Origin of the sequence: Sphingobium sp. MI1205, assembly GCF_001563285.1 — a bacterium.
Classification (GTDB): domain Bacteria; phylum Pseudomonadota; class Alphaproteobacteria; order Sphingomonadales; family Sphingomonadaceae; genus Sphingobium.
On record NZ_CP005188.1, the window covers coordinates 1,489,100 to 1,506,107 of the forward strand.

General features: G+C 62.6%; 20 protein-coding genes, 1 tRNA gene and 1 pseudogene. 8 read left to right on the plus strand and 14 right to left on the minus strand.

The annotated features are described in order from the left end of the window. Positions 1-23 precede the first annotated feature (23 nt). The gene (npdG, locus tag K663_RS07115; RefSeq protein ID WP_062115910.1) at positions 24-692 is read left to right on the plus strand and encodes an NADPH-dependent F420 reductase; all 669 of its coding nucleotides are present in this window, start codon (positions 24-26) and stop codon (positions 690-692) included. Positions 693-763: 71 nt separating this feature from the next. Here the strand turns inward: npdG and K663_RS07120 are convergent. Further along, positions 764-839: transfer RNA gene (locus K663_RS07120), tRNA-Lys, on the minus strand. A 44-nt stretch (positions 840-883) separates the two neighbouring features. After that, the gene (gene folK, locus K663_RS07125) at positions 884-1,396 is read right to left on the minus strand and encodes a 2-amino-4-hydroxy-6-hydroxymethyldihydropteridine diphosphokinase (protein ID WP_062115913.1); all 513 of its coding nucleotides are present in this window, start codon (positions 1,394-1,396) and stop codon (positions 884-886) included. A 23-nt stretch (positions 1,397-1,419) separates the two neighbouring features. Here folK and K663_RS07130 point away from each other — a divergent pair, with 23 nt between their 5' ends. Further along, positions 1,420-2,103 carry a uracil-DNA glycosylase gene (locus K663_RS07130; RefSeq protein ID WP_062115915.1) on the plus strand — a complete coding sequence of 228 codons (684 nt, stop codon included), beginning with the start codon at positions 1,420-1,422 and terminating at the stop codon, positions 2,101-2,103. Positions 2,104-2,202: 99 nt separating this feature from the next. Here K663_RS07130 and aguB read toward each other — a convergent pair whose 3' ends face one another. From aguB to rpsD, 6 genes are all read right to left on the minus strand, one after another. Next, positions 2,203-3,051: an N-carbamoylputrescine amidase gene (gene aguB, locus K663_RS07135; protein WP_062115919.1), complete on the minus strand. Its 849-nt coding sequence runs from the start codon at positions 3,049-3,051 to the stop codon at positions 2,203-2,205. A 13-nt stretch (positions 3,052-3,064) separates the two neighbouring features. After that, positions 3,065-3,415, minus strand: a complete 351-nt coding sequence (locus tag K663_RS07140; RefSeq protein WP_145902322.1) for a DUF3147 family protein — start codon at positions 3,413-3,415, stop codon at positions 3,065-3,067. After that, positions 3,415-4,401 carry an agmatine deiminase family protein gene (locus tag K663_RS07145; RefSeq protein WP_062120524.1) on the minus strand — a complete coding sequence of 329 codons (987 nt, stop codon included), beginning with the start codon at positions 4,399-4,401 and terminating at the stop codon, positions 3,415-3,417. The genes K663_RS07140 and K663_RS07145 overlap by 1 nt, the downstream gene beginning before the upstream one ends. 71 nt (positions 4,402-4,472) lie before the next feature. Further along, on the minus strand, positions 4,473-5,042 hold the full coding sequence (locus K663_RS07150; RefSeq protein WP_062115923.1) for a PilZ domain-containing protein: 570 nt from the start codon (positions 5,040-5,042) through the stop codon (positions 4,473-4,475). Positions 5,043-5,265: 223 nt separating this feature from the next. Then, positions 5,266-6,912: a M28 family metallopeptidase gene (locus tag K663_RS07155; protein ID WP_062120527.1), complete on the minus strand. Its 1,647-nt coding sequence runs from the start codon at positions 6,910-6,912 to the stop codon at positions 5,266-5,268. A gap of 133 nt (positions 6,913-7,045) precedes the next feature. After that, positions 7,046-7,660, minus strand: a complete 615-nt coding sequence (gene rpsD / locus K663_RS07160) for a 30S ribosomal protein S4 (RefSeq protein WP_037463032.1) — start codon at positions 7,658-7,660, stop codon at positions 7,046-7,048. A 180-nt stretch (positions 7,661-7,840) separates the two neighbouring features. Here rpsD and K663_RS07165 point away from each other — a divergent pair, with 180 nt between their 5' ends. Then, positions 7,841-8,137, plus strand: a complete 297-nt coding sequence (locus K663_RS07165) for a chorismate mutase (RefSeq protein WP_062115926.1) — start codon at positions 7,841-7,843, stop codon at positions 8,135-8,137. Here K663_RS07165 and K663_RS07170 read toward each other — a convergent pair. From K663_RS07170 to rpiB, 4 genes and pseudogenes are all read right to left on the minus strand, one after another. After that, positions 8,134-8,838, minus strand: a pseudogene (locus tag K663_RS07170) (RNA methyltransferase); the annotation flags it as partial. The gene K663_RS07165 and the pseudogene K663_RS07170 sit on opposite strands and share 4 nt — an antisense overlap. A 22-nt stretch (positions 8,839-8,860) precedes the next feature. Continuing rightward, positions 8,861-9,322: a transcriptional regulator NrdR gene (nrdR, locus tag K663_RS07175; RefSeq protein ID WP_037463029.1), complete on the minus strand. Its 462-nt coding sequence runs from the start codon at positions 9,320-9,322 to the stop codon at positions 8,861-8,863. A gap of 93 nt (positions 9,323-9,415) precedes the next feature. Beyond that, a complete protein-coding gene (glyA, locus tag K663_RS07180) occupies positions 9,416-10,735 on the minus strand; it encodes a serine hydroxymethyltransferase (RefSeq protein ID WP_062115934.1) in 1,320 nt (439 codons plus the stop codon). 12 nt (positions 10,736-10,747) lie between these two features. Further along, a complete protein-coding gene (rpiB, locus tag K663_RS07185; RefSeq protein ID WP_062115938.1) occupies positions 10,748-11,185 on the minus strand; it encodes a ribose 5-phosphate isomerase B in 438 nt (145 codons plus the stop codon). A 102-nt stretch (positions 11,186-11,287) separates the two neighbouring features. Here rpiB and K663_RS07190 point away from each other — a divergent pair, with 102 nt between their 5' ends. Next, positions 11,288-11,485, plus strand: a complete 198-nt coding sequence (locus K663_RS07190; protein WP_062120530.1) for a hypothetical protein — start codon at positions 11,288-11,290, stop codon at positions 11,483-11,485. Here the strand turns inward: K663_RS07190 and K663_RS07195 are convergent, their stop codons facing one another. Beyond that, on the minus strand, positions 11,486-12,577 hold the full coding sequence (locus K663_RS07195; RefSeq protein WP_062120533.1) for an HPP family protein: 1,092 nt from the start codon (positions 12,575-12,577) through the stop codon (positions 11,486-11,488). Positions 12,578-12,763: 186 nt separating this feature from the next. Next, entirely contained in the window at positions 12,764-13,420 is a 657-nt protein-coding gene (locus K663_RS07200; protein WP_037463024.1) for an alpha/beta hydrolase, read from the minus strand. Between the two features lie 146 nt (positions 13,421-13,566). Between K663_RS07200 and K663_RS07205 the strand changes: the two genes are divergently transcribed. From K663_RS07205 to blaSGM, 4 genes are read left to right on the plus strand one after another with little or no spacing between them, the layout of a single operon-like run. Then, positions 13,567-14,604, plus strand: a complete 1,038-nt coding sequence (locus tag K663_RS07205; protein WP_062115941.1) for a cysteine desulfurase family protein — start codon at positions 13,567-13,569, stop codon at positions 14,602-14,604. Next, positions 14,574-15,692: a cysteine desulfurase family protein gene (locus tag K663_RS07210; RefSeq protein ID WP_062115944.1), complete on the plus strand. Its 1,119-nt coding sequence runs from the start codon at positions 14,574-14,576 to the stop codon at positions 15,690-15,692. Before K663_RS07205 ends, K663_RS07210 begins: the two co-directional genes overlap by 31 nt. An 18-nt stretch (positions 15,693-15,710) precedes the next feature. Next, complete coding sequence (locus K663_RS07215; protein WP_062115947.1) at positions 15,711-16,046, plus strand: 2Fe-2S iron-sulfur cluster-binding protein; 336 nt, start codon at positions 15,711-15,713, stop codon at positions 16,044-16,046. A 2-nt stretch (positions 16,047-16,048) separates the two neighbouring features. Further along, on the plus strand, positions 16,049-16,984 hold the full coding sequence (blaSGM, locus tag K663_RS07220; protein ID WP_062115952.1) for an SGM family class A beta-lactamase: 936 nt from the start codon (positions 16,049-16,051) through the stop codon (positions 16,982-16,984). Positions 16,985-17,008 lie beyond the last annotated feature (24 nt).

Sequence of the window (17,008 nt, forward strand, 5' to 3'; positions counted from 1 at the left end):
ACTATTGAAACAGGAGAGCATGTGTGACGCAGAATGAGCAGCTGGCGACAATCGCCGTACTAGGCGGGACCGGCAAGGAAGGCGGCGGATTGGCGCTGCGCTGGGCCAGCAAGGGGCATAAGGTGATCATCGGCAGCCGTACCGCCGAACGGGCGCAGGAATCTGCCGCGCAGATGAACGAGGTTCTGGGCCGTGGCGATGTGACGGGTGCCGCCAATGCCGATGCCGCAGCGCAGGCGGAGATCGTCGTCCTGGCCGTTCCCTACGCCGCGCAGCAATCGACGGTGAAGGACGTCGAAAGCGCACTAGCGGGCAAGATATTGATCGACGTTACTGTTCCCCTGGTGCCGCCCAAGGTCAGCCGTGTGCAGTTGCCCAACGGTGGTTCGGCCGTGGAAGCGGTGCAGAAGATGCTGGGCGACGGGGTGCGCGTCGTGTCCGCTTTCCAGAACATCAGCGCGCATCACCTGACCAAGCTGGACGCGGACCTTGAATGCGACGTTCTGGTTTGTGCCGATGACCCTGAAGCCGCCGACCTGGTAGTTGCGCTCGCCGAGGAGATAGGCCTGCGTGCATGGAATGCCGGACCGCTATGCAATTCCGTAGTGGCCGAAGGACTGACCTCTGTCCTTATCGCGCTCAACCGCAAATATAAGGTGCCCGGATCGGGCATCCGCATAACCGGCGTGTGAGCGCGCGTTCTGGCCATGCCTTAAGGAGAGGCATGGCCGACGCTCGCTTCGCCGGATCTGACGGGGGAATATGGTGAGCCCTGCTGGATTCGAACCAGCGACCTACTGATTAAAAGTCAGTTGCTCTACCGACTGAGCTAAGGGCCCTCACGGGTGAGGTCCGCACGCCCTAAAGGCCGAGATGCGGCTGGTCAACCTCTAGGACGTGGCAAAGGCGCGGCTTTTTGCAGACGCGCGCGCAGGTGGCGCACGGACAGGCCGGAAACAGGATCTCGCCACCTCGGTGCGATCGCGATGAGGGGGGAGAGCACGAAATCGCGGCTGCGAAATGCGGGGTGGGGAATATGGAGCGTGCGGCTGTTGAAGCGGCCCCCGGACCACAGGATGATGTCGATGTCGATGCTGCGCGCGCCCCAGCGGCGGTGACGTCGTCTACCGAGACTTCTCTCGATCTGCTGGAGCGCCGCCAGCATCGCCTTTGGGTGTAGCGGGCTTTCGATCAACAGGGCGGTGTTGGCGAATAGCCTGAGGGAAGGGCCGACCGGGGCCGTCATCATGGCGGGCGCGATGGCGGCGATCTTGCCCAGTTTCTTCAACTCACCTGTCGCATCCTGCAGCAGCCGGGAAGGCGCGCGTTCGGCCGAAAGCGGGCGATTGGACCCGAGGGCGAGCGCATAGAGATGGAGAATGCTTGTCTTGCGCATCGGATAGGGCGTAACCGCTGGGCATGACGCTGCAAAGCCCCATCGCGCATGCTGAAGCGCCGCTCGATTGCCCCCTGTGCCCGCGCCTCGCCACATTGCGGGAGGCATGCCGGGCGGAGCATCCAGATTGGTGGAACGCGCCAGTCCCGGCGTTCGGCGATCCACAGGCGCGGATCGTGGTGGTTGGGCTGGCACCGGGAAAGCAGGGCGCCAATCGCACCGGCCGCGCTTTTACTGGCGAATTTTCAGGGGATCTGCTTTTTGCGACGCTTGCAAAGTTCGGGCTGACAGAGGGGCGCTATGAAGCAAGAGCCGACGATGGTCTGGTGCTGAAGGATGTCGTTATCGTCAACGCGGTCAAATGCCTTCCGCCCGAAAACAAGCCGCTGCCGCAGGAAGCGCATAACTGCCGACTTTTCCTGAAATCCGCAGTCGCGGCTTTGCCTGACGCCCATATATTTGTCGCGCTGGGGGAGGTCGCCCACCAGTCGGTCGTGAAGGTGCTGGGGGGCAAGCTGCCAAAGGCGCGCTTTGCTCATCTGGCGGAACACAGGATGCCAAGCGGCAAGATCGTCATCGACAGCTATCATTGCTCCAGGCGAAACATGATGACGGGCCGTTTGACCGAAGAGATGTTCTCCGCCGTCTTTGAAAAGGCCACGGCGTTGCTGGATGAGGGCGCGGCGTCCGGTCAGCGCATCAGATAGTCGAGATAGGCGCTCTCTGGCGGTCCATCCAGCGCAGCTTCCATTCCCGCCTTGGCATGCATCACATAGCGCGCGCTATCGTCATCCTATCGCTTCCCGTCAGATGTCCTGTGCGATCCGGCCATAAAGTTCGGGCCGCCGGTCGCGGAAGAAGCCCATGCCAGCGCGGTGCTTTCGTGCCTGCGTGAGGTCAAGCGTGGCGACCAGCGCACCATGATCCTTTGCGTCAGCGTCCGCGGCGAAATCGCCCCATTCATCGGAGATGAAGCTGTGACCATAGAATTTCTGGCCATCCTCCTCCCCAATACGATTGGCGGCGATCACGGGCATGCAGTTGCTGACCGCGTGGCCGATCATGGCGCGGCGCCACATGCGGCTGGTGTCCAGATCCGCGTCATAAGGTTCGGATCCGATGGCGGTGGGGTAGAAAAGCATTTCAGCGCCCATCAACGCCATTACGCGCGCCGCTTCGGGATACCATTGGTCCCAGCAGATGCCGACGCCGATGGTGCCATAACGGGTTTCCCATACCTTGAAGCCGCTGTTTCCGGGACGGAAATAATATTTTTCCTCATAGCCGGGCCCGTCGGGAATATGGCTTTTGCGATAGACCCCCATGATCTCGCCTTCATCGTCGATCATCGCGAGGGAGTTATAATGATGCTGCCCATCGCGCTCGAAGAAGCTGGCAGGTATATAGACCCGCTCTGCTTTCGCTACCTTGCGCATCTCCTGTACGGCGGGATGCTCGCCCAGGGGCTGGGCCTTGGCGAACAGGGCCTCGTCCTCTACTTTGCAGAAATAGGGGCCTTCGAACAGTTCGGGCGGGAGGATGATCTTCGCGCCGCGCGCAGCGGCTTTCACCACGTGGTCCGCGACCATGGCGATATTATTGTCCATGTCCTCCGAAAAGGCGAGCTGGAGTGCGGCGACGGTGACTTTGGTCATATCCTCTGGAGTCCTAGAGACGAATGCCCATGCGAGCGACGATGGCGACGGTTGCGAGATAGAGAAGGATCGTCACTGCGCAACCTGCGATCAGCGCGGCTGGAAAGGAAATCCCCCGGCGCAACATAGCGGGGATCAACAGGAACATGGGCAGTGAGGGCAGGACATAATAGAATGTCGCCTCTGCATGCCGCGCCATATTTTCCGCGTCGGGGCGATCGTTCCACAGCCAGATCATGCCCAGCACCGAGATCAGCGGCAGGGATGCGATCAGCGCGCCCAGTGCCGGATAGCGGCGCGACACGACCGATATGATGGTGATGATGATACCCGACAGAAGCGCCCGCAGCGCCAGCATCCCGATCATGCTGCGGACGGCATCTGCTGGCTGCAACAGTGGAAGCTGCCGCCGCCCGAAAGAATGGCGTCGCTCCGCAGCCCGACAATCTCCCGGCCAGGGAAGAAGGCCCTGAGGGCATCAAGGGCGGCCTGGTCATTGGGCTGGCCATAGATGGGCACGATGACGGCGGCGTTGCCGATGTAGAAATTCATGTAGCTGGCCGGGATGACTTCGCCATCCACCACGACGCGGCCGGGGGAGGGGATCGACGCCACTTCCACCCCGAATGCTTGCGCCCGCGCGCGGGCGTCGGCGTAAATGGCGGCGTTGGGATCATCGTCCGTGCTGGCTTCGGGCAGCGCCAGTATGCCGGGCGCCACAAAACGCGCCAGATTATCGACATGGCCGTCCGTGTGATCGTTCAGCAGTCCCTCGCCAAGCCACAGCATGTCGGACAGTCCGAGCGATCCGGCCAAGAGCGTTTCGATCTTTCCGCGGTCCAGATCCGGATTGCGGTTTGGGTTGAGCAGGCACTGTTCGGTCGTCACGAAAAGGCCGGTGCCGTCGGTGTCGACCGCTCCCCCTTCGAATATCCAGTGCTGGGATGATGTGGGCAGCCCTGTCATGGCGGCGAGGCGCACACCGATGTCTTCATCGCCCGGCATCTGATATTTGCCGCCCCAGCCGTTGAAGCCGAAATCGACCAGCGCGCGCTCCTGGCCGCGCATTACGGCAATTGGGGCGGTATCGCGCAGCCAGACGTCACCCAGTTTTTGGACGACGATCTCGACGTCGGGCACGACCATGCCCTTTGCGACCTGGGCGTCAGGCGCGCTGGCGACGACCAGCCGCACCTGCTCGCCGCGTCCATCCGCATGAAGCGCATTGGCGAAGTCGGCGATCTGCTGGCGAGCGGCATCGAACGCGCCTGGCCATTCCTGCGGATTGGTCGGAAAGCCGATCCAGGTCCAGTCATGCGGCGCCCATTCGGCTGGCATACGGAATGTCATGAGCATTCTCCTGTAGAGCGCGATCCTTTTTCGCCCTCTACAGGATCAAAGCCCGCATGAAAGCGCCAAATTCAGTTTCCATCCCTACTCGCTATTTGGGCGGTCCATTGATCCAGCAGTTTGAAACCCAACGGCACTTCAAAGCTGAGGCCTGTATAGGGGGACTGGCGCCAGCGGACCGTGGCATCCCGCTTGCCAAGGCCGTCTATCGCCACCTGAACTTTCAGATTGTCCTGCAACTGTTCCAATTCGTCCAAGACCCTGATGCCGAACAAGGAAATGTCCTGCATCATGCTGACCTGAACGCCGGTCGAAGTGCTTATGGAAATGGGCATGGCAATCCTCAGCCGCACCGCTCCCCTTTCACTCCTTCCGTCGCGTTGCTCCGCCAATATGGTGGTGATGGAGACGAGGTCTTCAAACAGCAGCGACACAAGATCGCTCATGACAAGCCCGACGACGGCGGACACGGAAAAGCCGTTACGCAGGCCCAATGTAACACTTTCGCCTGCGCCGAGCGGCAGGCTGGTCCGGACAAGCGCTTGGCGCGACGAGAGCGAATGTACGACGCACAGGCATTCCCTGTCAGCTGTAACGAGCTTGCCAACGTGCAAGATTGTGACTGGGTTGTTGATCTCCAAGATCCCCCCTTTTTTGCGACCCCGATTCTTTCGGTGGCACGGTCATAAACGTTATGCATCCGTAACGTAACCCGCAGCTATGACGGACCGAGTCCGACAATGAGACGGGGCACGCGAAGAGGCGCTGTCCTGCGATCACTGAGAGCAGAGTGCGGCCGATCAGCTTACTCGGCTTGGGGATTACCCAGCGTCAGGACCGGCAGAGAGGGAACTGAGGGGCAGATTATTTATCTGCCCGGCTCTTGTCGCGGATCGCCCGAAATTCATCGCCCGGCGTCCAGTTGGGCCAGTCCGTCCCATTCGCCAACGCCCGCCCAACATCATAGTAAAGCCTCAGATCAGCTTTCACGCCGGTCCAATCCCAATTGGGATCATATTCGTCCTTCGGGGCATGATAGCGATGTTCTTCATAATCTCTGGCCGCTTTGGCGCCCGCCTCCGGGCCGCCTTTTTGCAAATCCTGACCGCCTTCGAAATAGAGCATCGGCACGCCGTGCTTGGCGAAGCTGAAATGGTCGGATCTGTAATAAAAGCCCTTTTCCGGCGTGGGCTCCAGGCTCGCCACCCGGTTCTGCGCAGCCAGTGCGCGATCGAGATAGGCGTCCAGCTGTGACTTGCCCTTGCCGATCACCACGACATTCCTGGCCGGTCCCGCCATGCTGAGCGCATCCATATTGACGCCGCCAACCGTCTGGTTCAGCGGGAAAACCGGGCGATTGCCATAATAGGCTGACCCCAGGAGGCCGGATTCTTCAGCGGTGACGGCAAGGAACACCTGGCTGCGTTCAGTGGGACCGGCTTTGACATTGGCCTCCGCCAGCGCGACGAGCGCCGCAGTCCCGGTCGCATTGTCGATTGCGCCGTTACAGATATCGTCCCCGTCGGGCGCTGCCTCGCACCGGCCAAGATGGTCCCAATGGGCAGTATAGAGCACATATTCACCAGGTCGTGCCTTGCCCGGCAGCAGCGCGACGACATTCCTGGAACTGTGCTTGCGGATCAGGTTATCGAAGGAGATGCTGGCCTTCACGCCCTTCAGTGGCACGGCCCTGAAGCCGCGTTTTTTCGCCGCAGCGCTCAGCGTGTCGAGATTGAGGCCCGCGCTGGCCATCAGCGCCGCCGCCTTGTCCTTTTGCATCCAGCCGATCGCAGCGGACTGGTTCGCATTGCCGTTGGCGCTGTCGGCCACATGTTGCGCGCCTGTCCAGCTCGACTGCACGACGTTCCAGCCATAGGCGGCGGGCGCCGTGTCATGCACGATGATCGCGGCAGCCGCGCCCTGCCGGGCTGCTTCCTCGAACTTGTAGGTCCACCGGCCATAATAGGTCATGGCTCGCCCGCCGAAGGGGCCGTGCAAGGCCGTCGCCTGATAGTCGGGATCGTTGACGAGAATGACGACCGTCTTGCCGCGGACATTCACCCCGGCATAATCGTTCCACTTTTTTTCCGGTGCGTTGATGCCGTAGCCCACGAATATGACGGGGCTGTCCTTCACCTCGATATGGGGCTGGGCCGTGCGGTATGTGGCGACGACCATCTGCGATCCATAGTCGAGCGAGAGCGGCGTCTTTCCGCCGGTGAAGCGCATCGGCGTGACGTTCTTCGCGGTGATTTCGACCAGCGGAACGTCCTGGAACCAGCTGTCCTTGTTACCCGGCTTCAGTCCCAGGGCTTCGAACCGCTGAACCAGATAGGCGAGCGTCTTTTCCTCACCCACCGTGCCGGGCGCACGGCCTTCATAGGCGTCGGACGAAATTTCCTTCACGACTTCTTTCATCGTGTCGATCGACGGGGTGACATCGGAAGGGGCCGCCAATGCCGCGCCCCCGGCGAGGAGAGCGATCAGGCCTGCAGATAGAGTGGATCGCATCGCAAAAGCCCCGGAAAAGGAAGGATGCGATTTTGTGCCAGCGCCACCCGCCATGGGCAAGGGGCTGTTGCACAAAAGAAAAGGGCGACCCCGAGAGGCCGCCCCTTCCAACATTCCAAAACCGGGAAACTGATCAGCGCGAATAGAATTCGACGACCAGATTGGGTTCCATCTTCACCGGATAGGGTACTTCGTCCAGCGAGGGAACGCGGACATAAGTCACCTTGCTGGCGCCATCGGGCGACACATAGTCGGGAATGTCACGCTCGGGCAGGCTCTGCGCTTCGAGAACCAGCGCCATTTCCTGCGCCTTCTTGCCCAGGGTGATTTCGTCACCCGGCTTCACCAGACGGCTGGCGATGTTGCACTTCACGCCGTTCACATAGATGTGGCCGTGCGAAACGATCTGACGGGCCGAGAAGATCGTCGGCGCGAACTTGGCGCGGTAGACGACGGCGTCCAGACGGCGCTCAAGCAGGCCGATCAGATTCTGGCCGGTGTCGCCCTTCATACGGGCGGCTTCGATATAGTTCTTCTTGAACTGCTTTTCGGTGATGTCGCCGTAATAGCCCTTCAGCTTCTGCTTCGCCTTGAGCTGGATGCCGTAGTCCGACATCTTGCCCTTGCGGCGCTGACCGTGCTGGCCGGGGCCATATTCGCGCTTGTTGACCGGGCTCTTGGGGCGGCCCCAGATATTCTCGCCCATACGGCGGTCGAGTTTATACTTGGCGCTGGAACGCTTCGACATGATAATTCCTTACAATCGCTAACAACGTTATTCCCGGTTATCGCCTGTTTCCATATTTCAGGGGCAGGGCCGCCGCTTCACCGGGATGCGGGACCAATCGCGAAGGCGCGCCTATGAAGAAGGGCGGGGTCGATGTCAACCCTCGACAGGGCGGCGCGAGCGGCCTAGTCAGCTTGCCCCATGAACCCCGAAAACTACACGACCATGGCGCAAGTCCGCGCCGGCGTAGATGAGATCGACCGCCAGCTTGTGGCGCTGTTCGAGCAGCGTTTCGCCCATATGCGCGCCGCCGCACGGATAAAGCCCGAACGGAGCGCTGTTCGCGATGAGGCGCGCAAGGCCGAAGTCATCCACAATATCAGGCAGGAGGCGGTTCGTCTGGGCGCCCCGGCCGACATTTTGGCTACGCTGTGGGATCAGTTGGTAGAGGCGTCGATCGCCTATGAGATGATCGAGTTCGACCGCCTTAGAGCCTAACGCTGCCGGGGGTTGCCCAAGGCCGAAAGGACGCCGCGCATCGTGCGAACTTCCAGATGGTTCCAGCCGGGCTTGGTCAGCAGGTTGCGCAAGGTGCGCTTGGTCGCAGGCGCGCGGTCGGGCGGGAAGAAATAGCCAGCGTTTTCAAGCAATGTTTCGAACTGGGCGATCATGCCGTCCAGTTCCGCTTGGGGCGCTGGTTCGCCCAAATCGACCAGCGTCGGCTGTTCAAGCCGGGCCCCTTTCGACCATTCATAGGCGCAAAGTATGACCGCCTGCGCCAGGTTCAGTGATCCGAATTCCGGGTTGATCGGCACGGTGACAATCTTGCGTGCGACGGCGACGTCTTCCGTTTCCAGGCCGGACCGTTCCGGGCCAAAGACATAGGCGGACCGCCCGGTGGCAGCATGGATTTCGCGGGCGGCCTCGTCCGGCGTTACTACTGGCTTGGTGACGCCACGTTTCCGCACGGTGGTGGCATAGACATGAGCGCAGTCAGCCACCGCATCGGCAAGGCTGTCGAACAATTCTGCCTTTTCGAGCACGATGTCGGCCCCGGCGGCTGACGGTCCCGCATCCGGGTTGGGCCAGCCATCGCGCGGCGAAACCAGGCGAAGCTCGGTGAGGCCGAAGTTCAGCATCGCCCTTGCGGCCTTGCCGATATTCTCACCGAGTTGAGGACGCACAAGGACGATGACAGGCTGGCCAGAAATCGGCCGCGCGTCACTCACTCCCGACCTCCTTCACGGTGCCTGCGAAATCCTCAAAGTCGCGCGCGTCTGTGAAATCCTTATAGACGCTGGCGAAGCGGATGTAGGCGACGCTGTCGAGCCGTTTCAGGCCCTCCATCACCATTTCCCCGATCGCGCGGGCGGGCACTTCGCCTTCACCGCTTGTTTCAAGCTGGCGCTGGATGCCGGAAATGAGCTTTTCGAGACGGCTTGGATCGATCTGGCGCTTGCGGCAGGCGATGTCGATGGATCGAGCGAGCTTGTCGCGGTCGAAGGCTTCCTTGCGCCCCTCGCTCTTTACCACCCAAATATCGCGAAGCTGGATGCGCTCGAAGGTAGTGAAGCGCGCTCCACAGGCCTCGCACTGCCGACGACGGCGGATGGCTGCGCCATCTTCGGTCGGACGGCTGTCTTTTACCTGGCTGTCGTCATGGGAACAGAAGGGGCAGCGCATTCAGTCAAATTCTCCGTTCGGTCGAGCGAGTCGAGACACGAAATGGCACAGATTGTGTGTCTCGACCATGCTCGACACGAGCGGTTGAGGATATCAGCCCTCGTAGATGGGGAAACGGGCGCACAAGGCCGAGACGCGTTCCCGCACCTCGGCTTCGACTGCGGCGTCGCCATGTTCACCATTGTCACGCAGTCCTTCGAGGACGTCGGCGATCATGTCGCCAATGGCTTCAAATTCCGCAACGCCAAAGCCACGCGTCGTGCCAGCGGGCGAACCCACGCGGATGCCGCTGGTCTTGGTCGGCGGAAGCGGGTCGCCCGGTACGCCATTCTTGTTGCAGGTGATGAAGCTGCGCTCCAGTGCCTCGTCCGCGTCCTTGCCGGAAATGCCATAGGGACGCAGGTCGATGAGCGCGAGGTGCGTGTCCGTGCCGCCCGACACCACGGCGAGGCCGCGCTGTTCGAGCTTGGCCGCCAGCGCCTTGGCATTGGTGACGATCGCCTGGGCGTAGGTCTGGAACTCGGGACGCAGCGCTTCGCCAAAGGCCACGGCCTTGGCGGCGATGACATGCATCAGCGGGCCGCCCTGAAGGCCGGGGAACACCGCCGAGTTGATCTTCTTGGCGATGGCTTCGTCATCGGTCAGGATCATGCCGCCGCGCGGACCGCGCAGGGTCTTGTGCGTGGTGGTGGTGACGACATGGGCATGGCCGAAGGGCGTGGGGTGCGCGCCGCCTGCGACGAGGCCGGCGAAGTGCGCCATATCGACCATCAGCAGCGCACCGACCTTGTCGGCAATCGCGCGGAAGCGGGCGAAGTCCAGGTGACGCGGATAGGCCGAACCGCCCGCGATGATCAGCGTCGGCTTCGCCTCGATCGCCTGCGCTTCGAGCGCGTCATAATCGATCATGTGCGTGTCTTCGCGCACGCCATATTGCACGGCATTATACCATTTGCCGGAAAGGGCGGGCTTGGCGCCGTGGGTCAGGTGACCACCGGCATCGAGCGACAGGCCCATGATGGTGTCGCCCGGCTTGGTCAGGGCCAGCATCACCGCGCCATTGGCCTGCGCGCCCGAGTGGGGTTGCACATTGACGAAGCCACAGTTGAAAATCTGCTTCGCGCGGTCGATGGCGAGCTGCTCGACCTCATCGGAAGGTGCGCAGCCCTGATAGTAGCGCTTGCCCGGATAGCCTTCGGCATATTTGTTGGTGAAGACCGAACCCTGCGCCTCCAGCACCGCCTTGGACACGATGTTTTCCGACGCGATCAGTTCGATCTGGTTCTGCTCGCGCTTCAATTCCTTGGTGACGCCAGCGAACACGGCCGGATCGGCGTCGGCCAGGCTGCGCGTGAAATAGCCTTCCGCGCGGATGTCGGACAGATCGGGCTGGGCGAGGGTTGCGGTGCTCATCGGGCAGGCTCCTTAAAGCGCGGGCTGGGAGAGTTTTTCGACGCGGCCGCCATGACGGCCCCCGCCAAATTCGGTGGAAAGAAAAGTGGCGACGCAGGCCTTGGCCATGTCAACTCCGGTCAGCCGCGCGCCGAGCGCCAGGACGTTTGCATCATTATGTTCGCGGGAAAGTGCGGCCGACAAGGGTTCGGACACAAGCGCGCAGCGGCAGGCCGGATTGCGATTGACCGCGATGGAAATGCCGATGCCCGAGCCACACAGCGCGATGCCACGCTCCGCAGCGCCGGAGGCCACCACCGATGCGAGCTTGTACCCATAGTCGGGATAGTCCACGCGGTCCGCGGTGGCCGGGCCGAGATCATCGACCTGATGCCCTTCGGCGCGCAGCCAGTCTGCGAGTTCCGCCTTCAGATCAACGGCGGCATGATCGGAAGCAATGGCGATTTTCACGGTGAAGTCGTCCTGTCACGCAATGAGTGATTCGTTCTCGCGCCTCTTAGGAGGGGCGGCGCGCAATTGCCACAGTCCAGCTGGCCGCTTATGGCCTGCTTCATGGCAGCAACGATATTATCCATCCTGATGCTGGCGGGTTTGTTCCTGACCGGCGGCGGCGTTTACGCAATCGTGAAAAAGGGGGACCGAAAGCGCGGGTTCCTGATGATCATAGCGGGCCTGGTGATGTTCGCCAACGTCGCAATCTCCGCCATTCCGGGCCCGGACGTCCCGATGCTGGAACAAGGGCGCGACTGATCAGGCCCGCAGGGCCAACGCCGCAAGAAGGTCCGTTTGCGTAACCAGTCCCTGCAAATTCCCCGCCCGGTCGACGACGATTGCCTCTCGCCGGAAGCCGCTGGTGAGGGGGCGGAGCAGTTGCGACACAGGCGTTTCGTTCGATACCAGCAAGGGTTTGGAGGCGATGTCGCCCGCATTCTTGCCGTCTCTGGCTAGATCGAGTGGGCCGACGAGCCCCCTGACGCGTCCAGCATCGTCCACGACGGGCAGCGACAGCAGGCGTCGGTCGTGGATCAATCGGCGGGCGTGCGCGACAGGCTCCCTTTGACGGACCGATATGACGTCGCGCGACATGATCTCGCCGCAGGTCAGCAGGGCGTGACTGCGCTCTGCCGCCCGGACTTCCGCGTCATGCAGAACGACCTGCAAGTCGGCGGCGTCCACGTCCAGCACATCGCCATAGGCTTGCAATGCTTCCTCGACATCCTGTTCCGACGGCGGCGTGCGTAGCAGAGGCGCAGGATCGTTCGTGCCATGGGCGGTGGGCGCCTTGGCCGCGATGTGGGGATAGCTATGCCCTGCGACTCGATGAAACAGGATCGCCACGGTCATCAGTAGCGCGGTGTTCAGGCCCACCGGCACCAGCGCGAACATATAGCTGGGATCGCCATTGGTTGCGCCCAGCACTGCCGAGAGCGCGACCGCGCCACCCGGCGGGTGAAGGCAACGCAGAAGAGACATGCCTGCGATTGCGCACCCTACTGCAAGGGCTGCGGCTATGGTCGGGTCGGGGATCAGCCGGGCGATCGTTATGCCGATGATCGCGGACACTATATTGCCGCCCAGGACCGGCCATGGTTGCGCCAGGGGGCTTGCCGGGACTGCAAACAGCAGCACGGCCGAGGCGCCCATGGGCGCGACCAGCAAGGGATGCGCAATGCCATTTCCGAGCATGAGACCGCATAGCAGGCCGGTGATGGCGATGCCGCCAATGGCGCCGCTGGCCGCCTTCAGCCGGTCGATGAAACCGGGGCCAGGCGGCGCAGGGATGAAGGCGCTGTAATAACGGCTCCATATCAGACGGTCTGGGGCATTCTTCTCATCGCTCATGGCCAGCGCCGCTAGGGGGCGTCCGCGGGCTGGCCAAGCAACAATTTCTTGGCCGCCTGGCGGTCCGGTGTTGGGAAAGGCCGTGAACGCATGCGCCATGCGTGCTCCGGCGACCTGCCGTGCGCCGGGCCGGAGCAAAAAAAGGGCCGCTTTGCGAGCGGCCCGTTCTTAAAATCGCGAAAATTCTCAGCGGATCGGAGAGTCCGGGGCCAGCCGCATATCGAGATAATTGTCGACCGACTTCATCAGCTGGTCGAGTTCATGTTCGAAAAAGTGGTTGGCTCCGCGAATCTCATCGTGATGGATTGTGATCCCTTTCTGCGTCCGTAGCTTGTCCACCAGTTTTTGCACGGCGCTGGCGGTGACGACCTCGTCAGCGGTGCCCTGCACGATGATCCCGGACGCCGGACAGGGCGCAAGGAAAGAGAAATCATACATGTTCGCCGGTGGGGCGACCGAGATGAAGCCGCGAATTTCCGGGCGGCGCATCAGCAATTGCATGCCGATCCATGCGCCAAAGGAAAAGCCCGCGATCCATGTGGTCTGCGCTTCGGGATGAAAGCTCTGCACCCAATCGAGCGCGGCGGCGGCGTCGCTCAGCTCGCCGATCCCGTTGTCGAACGTCCCCTGGCTGCGGCCTACGCCCCGGAAGTTGAAACGCAGCACGGCGAAACCGCGCTTCACGAAGGTCTTGTACAGCGCCTGGGTGATGCGGTCGTTCATCGTGCCGCCGCCTTGCGGATGCGGATGCAGGATCATCGCGACGGGGGCGCGAGGCCGGGGCGGGGGGCTGAAGCGGCCTTCTAGGCGGCCTTCGGGTCCAGGGAAGATTACGTCGGGCATGGCACCTGTTATGGTTCTGGCCGCCACCCGAAAAAAGGAGGCAGGCGGTTGGATGCGGGCGCGCGCAAGCCAGTGCTGGCGTTGCGCGGCAGACCGCCTATATAGAAGGCGCCGCCATTTCCGCAATCAATGAGTAACATCCCTTCGTGGCTGCCGATCGCCTTTATCTGGACCATGCAGCGACGACCCCGATGCTGGCGTCGGCAAAGGCTGCGATGGCGCAGGCCATGGATAGCTGGGCCAATCCGTCCAGTCCTCATGCGGAAGGCCGAGCCGCGCGGGCGGCACTGGAGGGTGCACGATCCCGTATCGCGGCGGCGCTGGGGTGGAAGGGGCATGTGCTGCTCACATCCGGCGCGAGCGAGGCGATAGCCATCGGCGTGACGCGCGCCAAGGCAAGCGAGATATGCACTTCGCCGGTCGAGCATGATTCGGTGCTGCGCGTTACGCCGGATGCCGCGCGCCTTGCGGTCACTACCGACGGATTGGTTGAGCTTCAATCCATGGCCTACCGCCCGAGCCAGCTAGTCGCCGTCCAGCACGTCAACAACGAGACAGGGGTGATCCAGCCGCTCGGCCAGATGCGTCGCGAAGGCGTGATCGTCTTCGCCGACTGTGCGCAAAGCGCGGGGAAGCTGCCGTTGCCCGATGCGGACATGATCGCGATCAGCGCGCATAAGTTTGGCGGGCCGCCGGGCGTCGGTGCGCTTCTCGTCCGGGATCTGTCGCTCGTCGAGCCCTGCGGCGGGCAAGAGCAGGGCTATCGGGCGGGCACTGAAAATCTGCCGGGCGTCCTCGCTATGGCGGCAGCACTGGAGCAGGGGGGCGATTGGTTGGCGTCAGCGGCGCAACTGCGTGGTCGTCTTGACGAGGCAATAGAGGCAGCAGGCGGCGAGATTGTCGCCCGCGCCGCGCCGCGCATCCCGACGATCGCAAGTTATCGCATGCCGGGCTTATCGGCCCGGTCCCAACTCATTCAGTTCGACCTTGCGGGCATTTCCGTTTCGGCGGGCAGCGCCTGCTCATCGGGTTCTCTAAAGACCAGCCATGTCCTGCGCGCGATGGGGTGGGACGAGACTGCCGCCAGCGAGGTTGTACGCGTCAGCTTCGGACCTTCGACCAGCGAGGCGGACATCGGCCGCTTCATTGATCAATGGGTCAAGATGGCGGAGCGACGGCGATGACCATCTACCTCGATTATCAGGCGACGACGCCGCTAGCGCCCGAAGCCTTTGACGCCATGGTCCCACTGCTTCGCGATCAGTTCGCCAATCCCCACAGCGCTCATAGGCTGGGCCGGGCTGCCGCGGCTCAGGTTGAGCGGGCGCGGGACGAGATCGGCAGAATCTTGCCGGATGGCGGCCGCCTGCTTTTCACATCGGGCGCGACCGAGGCGCTTAACCTGGCGATCCAGGGTGTTCCGGGCGGGGATGTCGTGACGCTGGCGACCGAGCATGCCGCGGTTCTGGATACGGTCGCAGCGCTTGAGGCGAAGGGGCGCAAAGTGACCATCCTTCCGGTCGGCGGCGACGGCCTGGTCGATATGGATGCGGCGCAGGCGGCCATCCAGCCGGGCGTCGGATTGGTCGCAGCGATGCTGGTCAACAATGAAATCGGCGTGATCCAGCCTGTCGAAAGGCTGGCGGACCTTGCCCATCGCGCGGGCGCGTTGTTCCTGTGCGACGCGGTGCAGGCTTATGGACGCGTCCAGATCCCTGACAATTGCGACATGGTGGCGATCAGTGCGCACAAGATCCACGGCCCCAAGGGCGTTGGCGCGTTGTGGTTGCGCGATGGTGTGGCGCTTAATCCTGTCATGCATGGCGGGGGGCAGGAGGGTGGCCTGCGATCGGGCACGCTGTCGCCGGCCCTGTGCGCCGGGTTTGGCGTTGCCGCACGGCTGATGCGCGAAAGGGGCGAGCAGGACCGTGCCCATGTCGAGGCGCTATGGCGGCGCGCACTCCAACTGTTTGAAGGATGGACAATCAATGGCAGCGTGGAGGCGCGCTATCATGGCAATCTGAATATCCGGCAAGAGGGTATGGATGGCGCCCGACTGTTGTCGGATTGCCGCGATGTCGCTTTTTCGCTGGGTAGTGCTTGCGCTAGTGGCTCCGGGCGGCCTAGCCATGTTCTACGCGCCATCGGACTTTCCGATCGGCAGGCGCGCGGATCGGTGCGGATCGGTTTTGGCCGGTACACGACACTGGCCGAACTGGAGAGTGCCGCAAAGACAATGAACGAGGCGGCAGCCGTACAAGCGGCGCCGTAGTCAAGGGAAGTCGCAATCATGATAAGGGTCACGTTCATCAGCGCGGATGGGGAAAACCGCCAGGAGGTCGATGCCGATGTCGGATCGGTATTGCTGGATGTCGCGCAGGCGGCCGGGCAGCCGCTGGAGGGCACGTGCGAGGGGCAGATGGCATGCTCCACCTGTCATGTCATTGTGGAAGCGCAGGATTTTCCGAGACTGAAGGCCGCGAGCGAGGCGGAGGAAGACATGCTGGACCTGGCGGCGGCGGCGACGCGGACCAGCCGCCTGTCCTGCCAGATCGTGCTGGATGACAAGCTGGACGGGTTGACGGTTCGTATTCCGAGCGAGTCCTGCAATATGCAGGGCATGTGAGCATGCGCCTGCGCTTGGTATTGCTGACAGCCGCGTTGACGTTAGGGCTTGGAAACGCAGCTCCGCAACAGGATGGCGCGCGCCAGTCGCTGCTGCCGCCACCGCCCCGCTACATGGTGAGCGAGTCGGTGATGAAGGCGATCCGCAATCCCCGGACTATCGAAGAGGAAACGGGAGGCCGCCTGGGTATCGCTTTGGTGGACAGCAAGGGCGCTTTGATTTTGGGCTTCAATCGGGATGAGCGCTTCGCGATGTGCTCGACTTTCAAGGCGCCGCTGGCGGCGGCGGTCCTGATGGGCGCGGATGCGGGGCGATTTGGGCTGGAAGGACAGGTGGCCTTCACCGACAAGGATCTTCTGGATTATGCGCCCGTGGTAAAGGCGAACCGCAAGCGGGGCCGCCTGTCCATGGAGGAACTGGCGAAAGCTGCGGTCGAGGTCAGCGATAACAGCGCCGCCAACCTCCTGCTGCCCATGATCGGCGGGCCGGAAGGGCTGACAGCATTCGTGCGGGCGCATGGTGATACGGTAACGCGGCTTGATCGCGTGGAACCCGCGCTGAACGAAAATGCGCAGGGCGATCCGCGCGACACGACGAGTCCCGCAGCGATGGCTGGACTGATAGGGCGATTGTTGTTTCGCGACATGCAGGCCGAAAGCGCAACCCGGCTGACAAGCTGGCTGAATGCCAGCAAGACAGGCGACAAGAGGATAAAAGCGGGCCTGCCGCCGGGATGGACTTCGGGCGGAAAGACGGGAAGTTGCGGCACCGCCTTCAACGACGTTGCGCTGGTAGAGGCGCCTTCGGGCGAGCGTTATATCCTGGCCATCTATCTCGACCGCCCAACCGTTGACGCCAAGGCGGCGGATGCGGCAATTGCCGAAGCAGCACGCGCGGCTCTCGATTTCGTTGGAAAGGCGCAGCCGACGGGGCTTTAGTGACCCGCCTCTTGCCATCGGCGC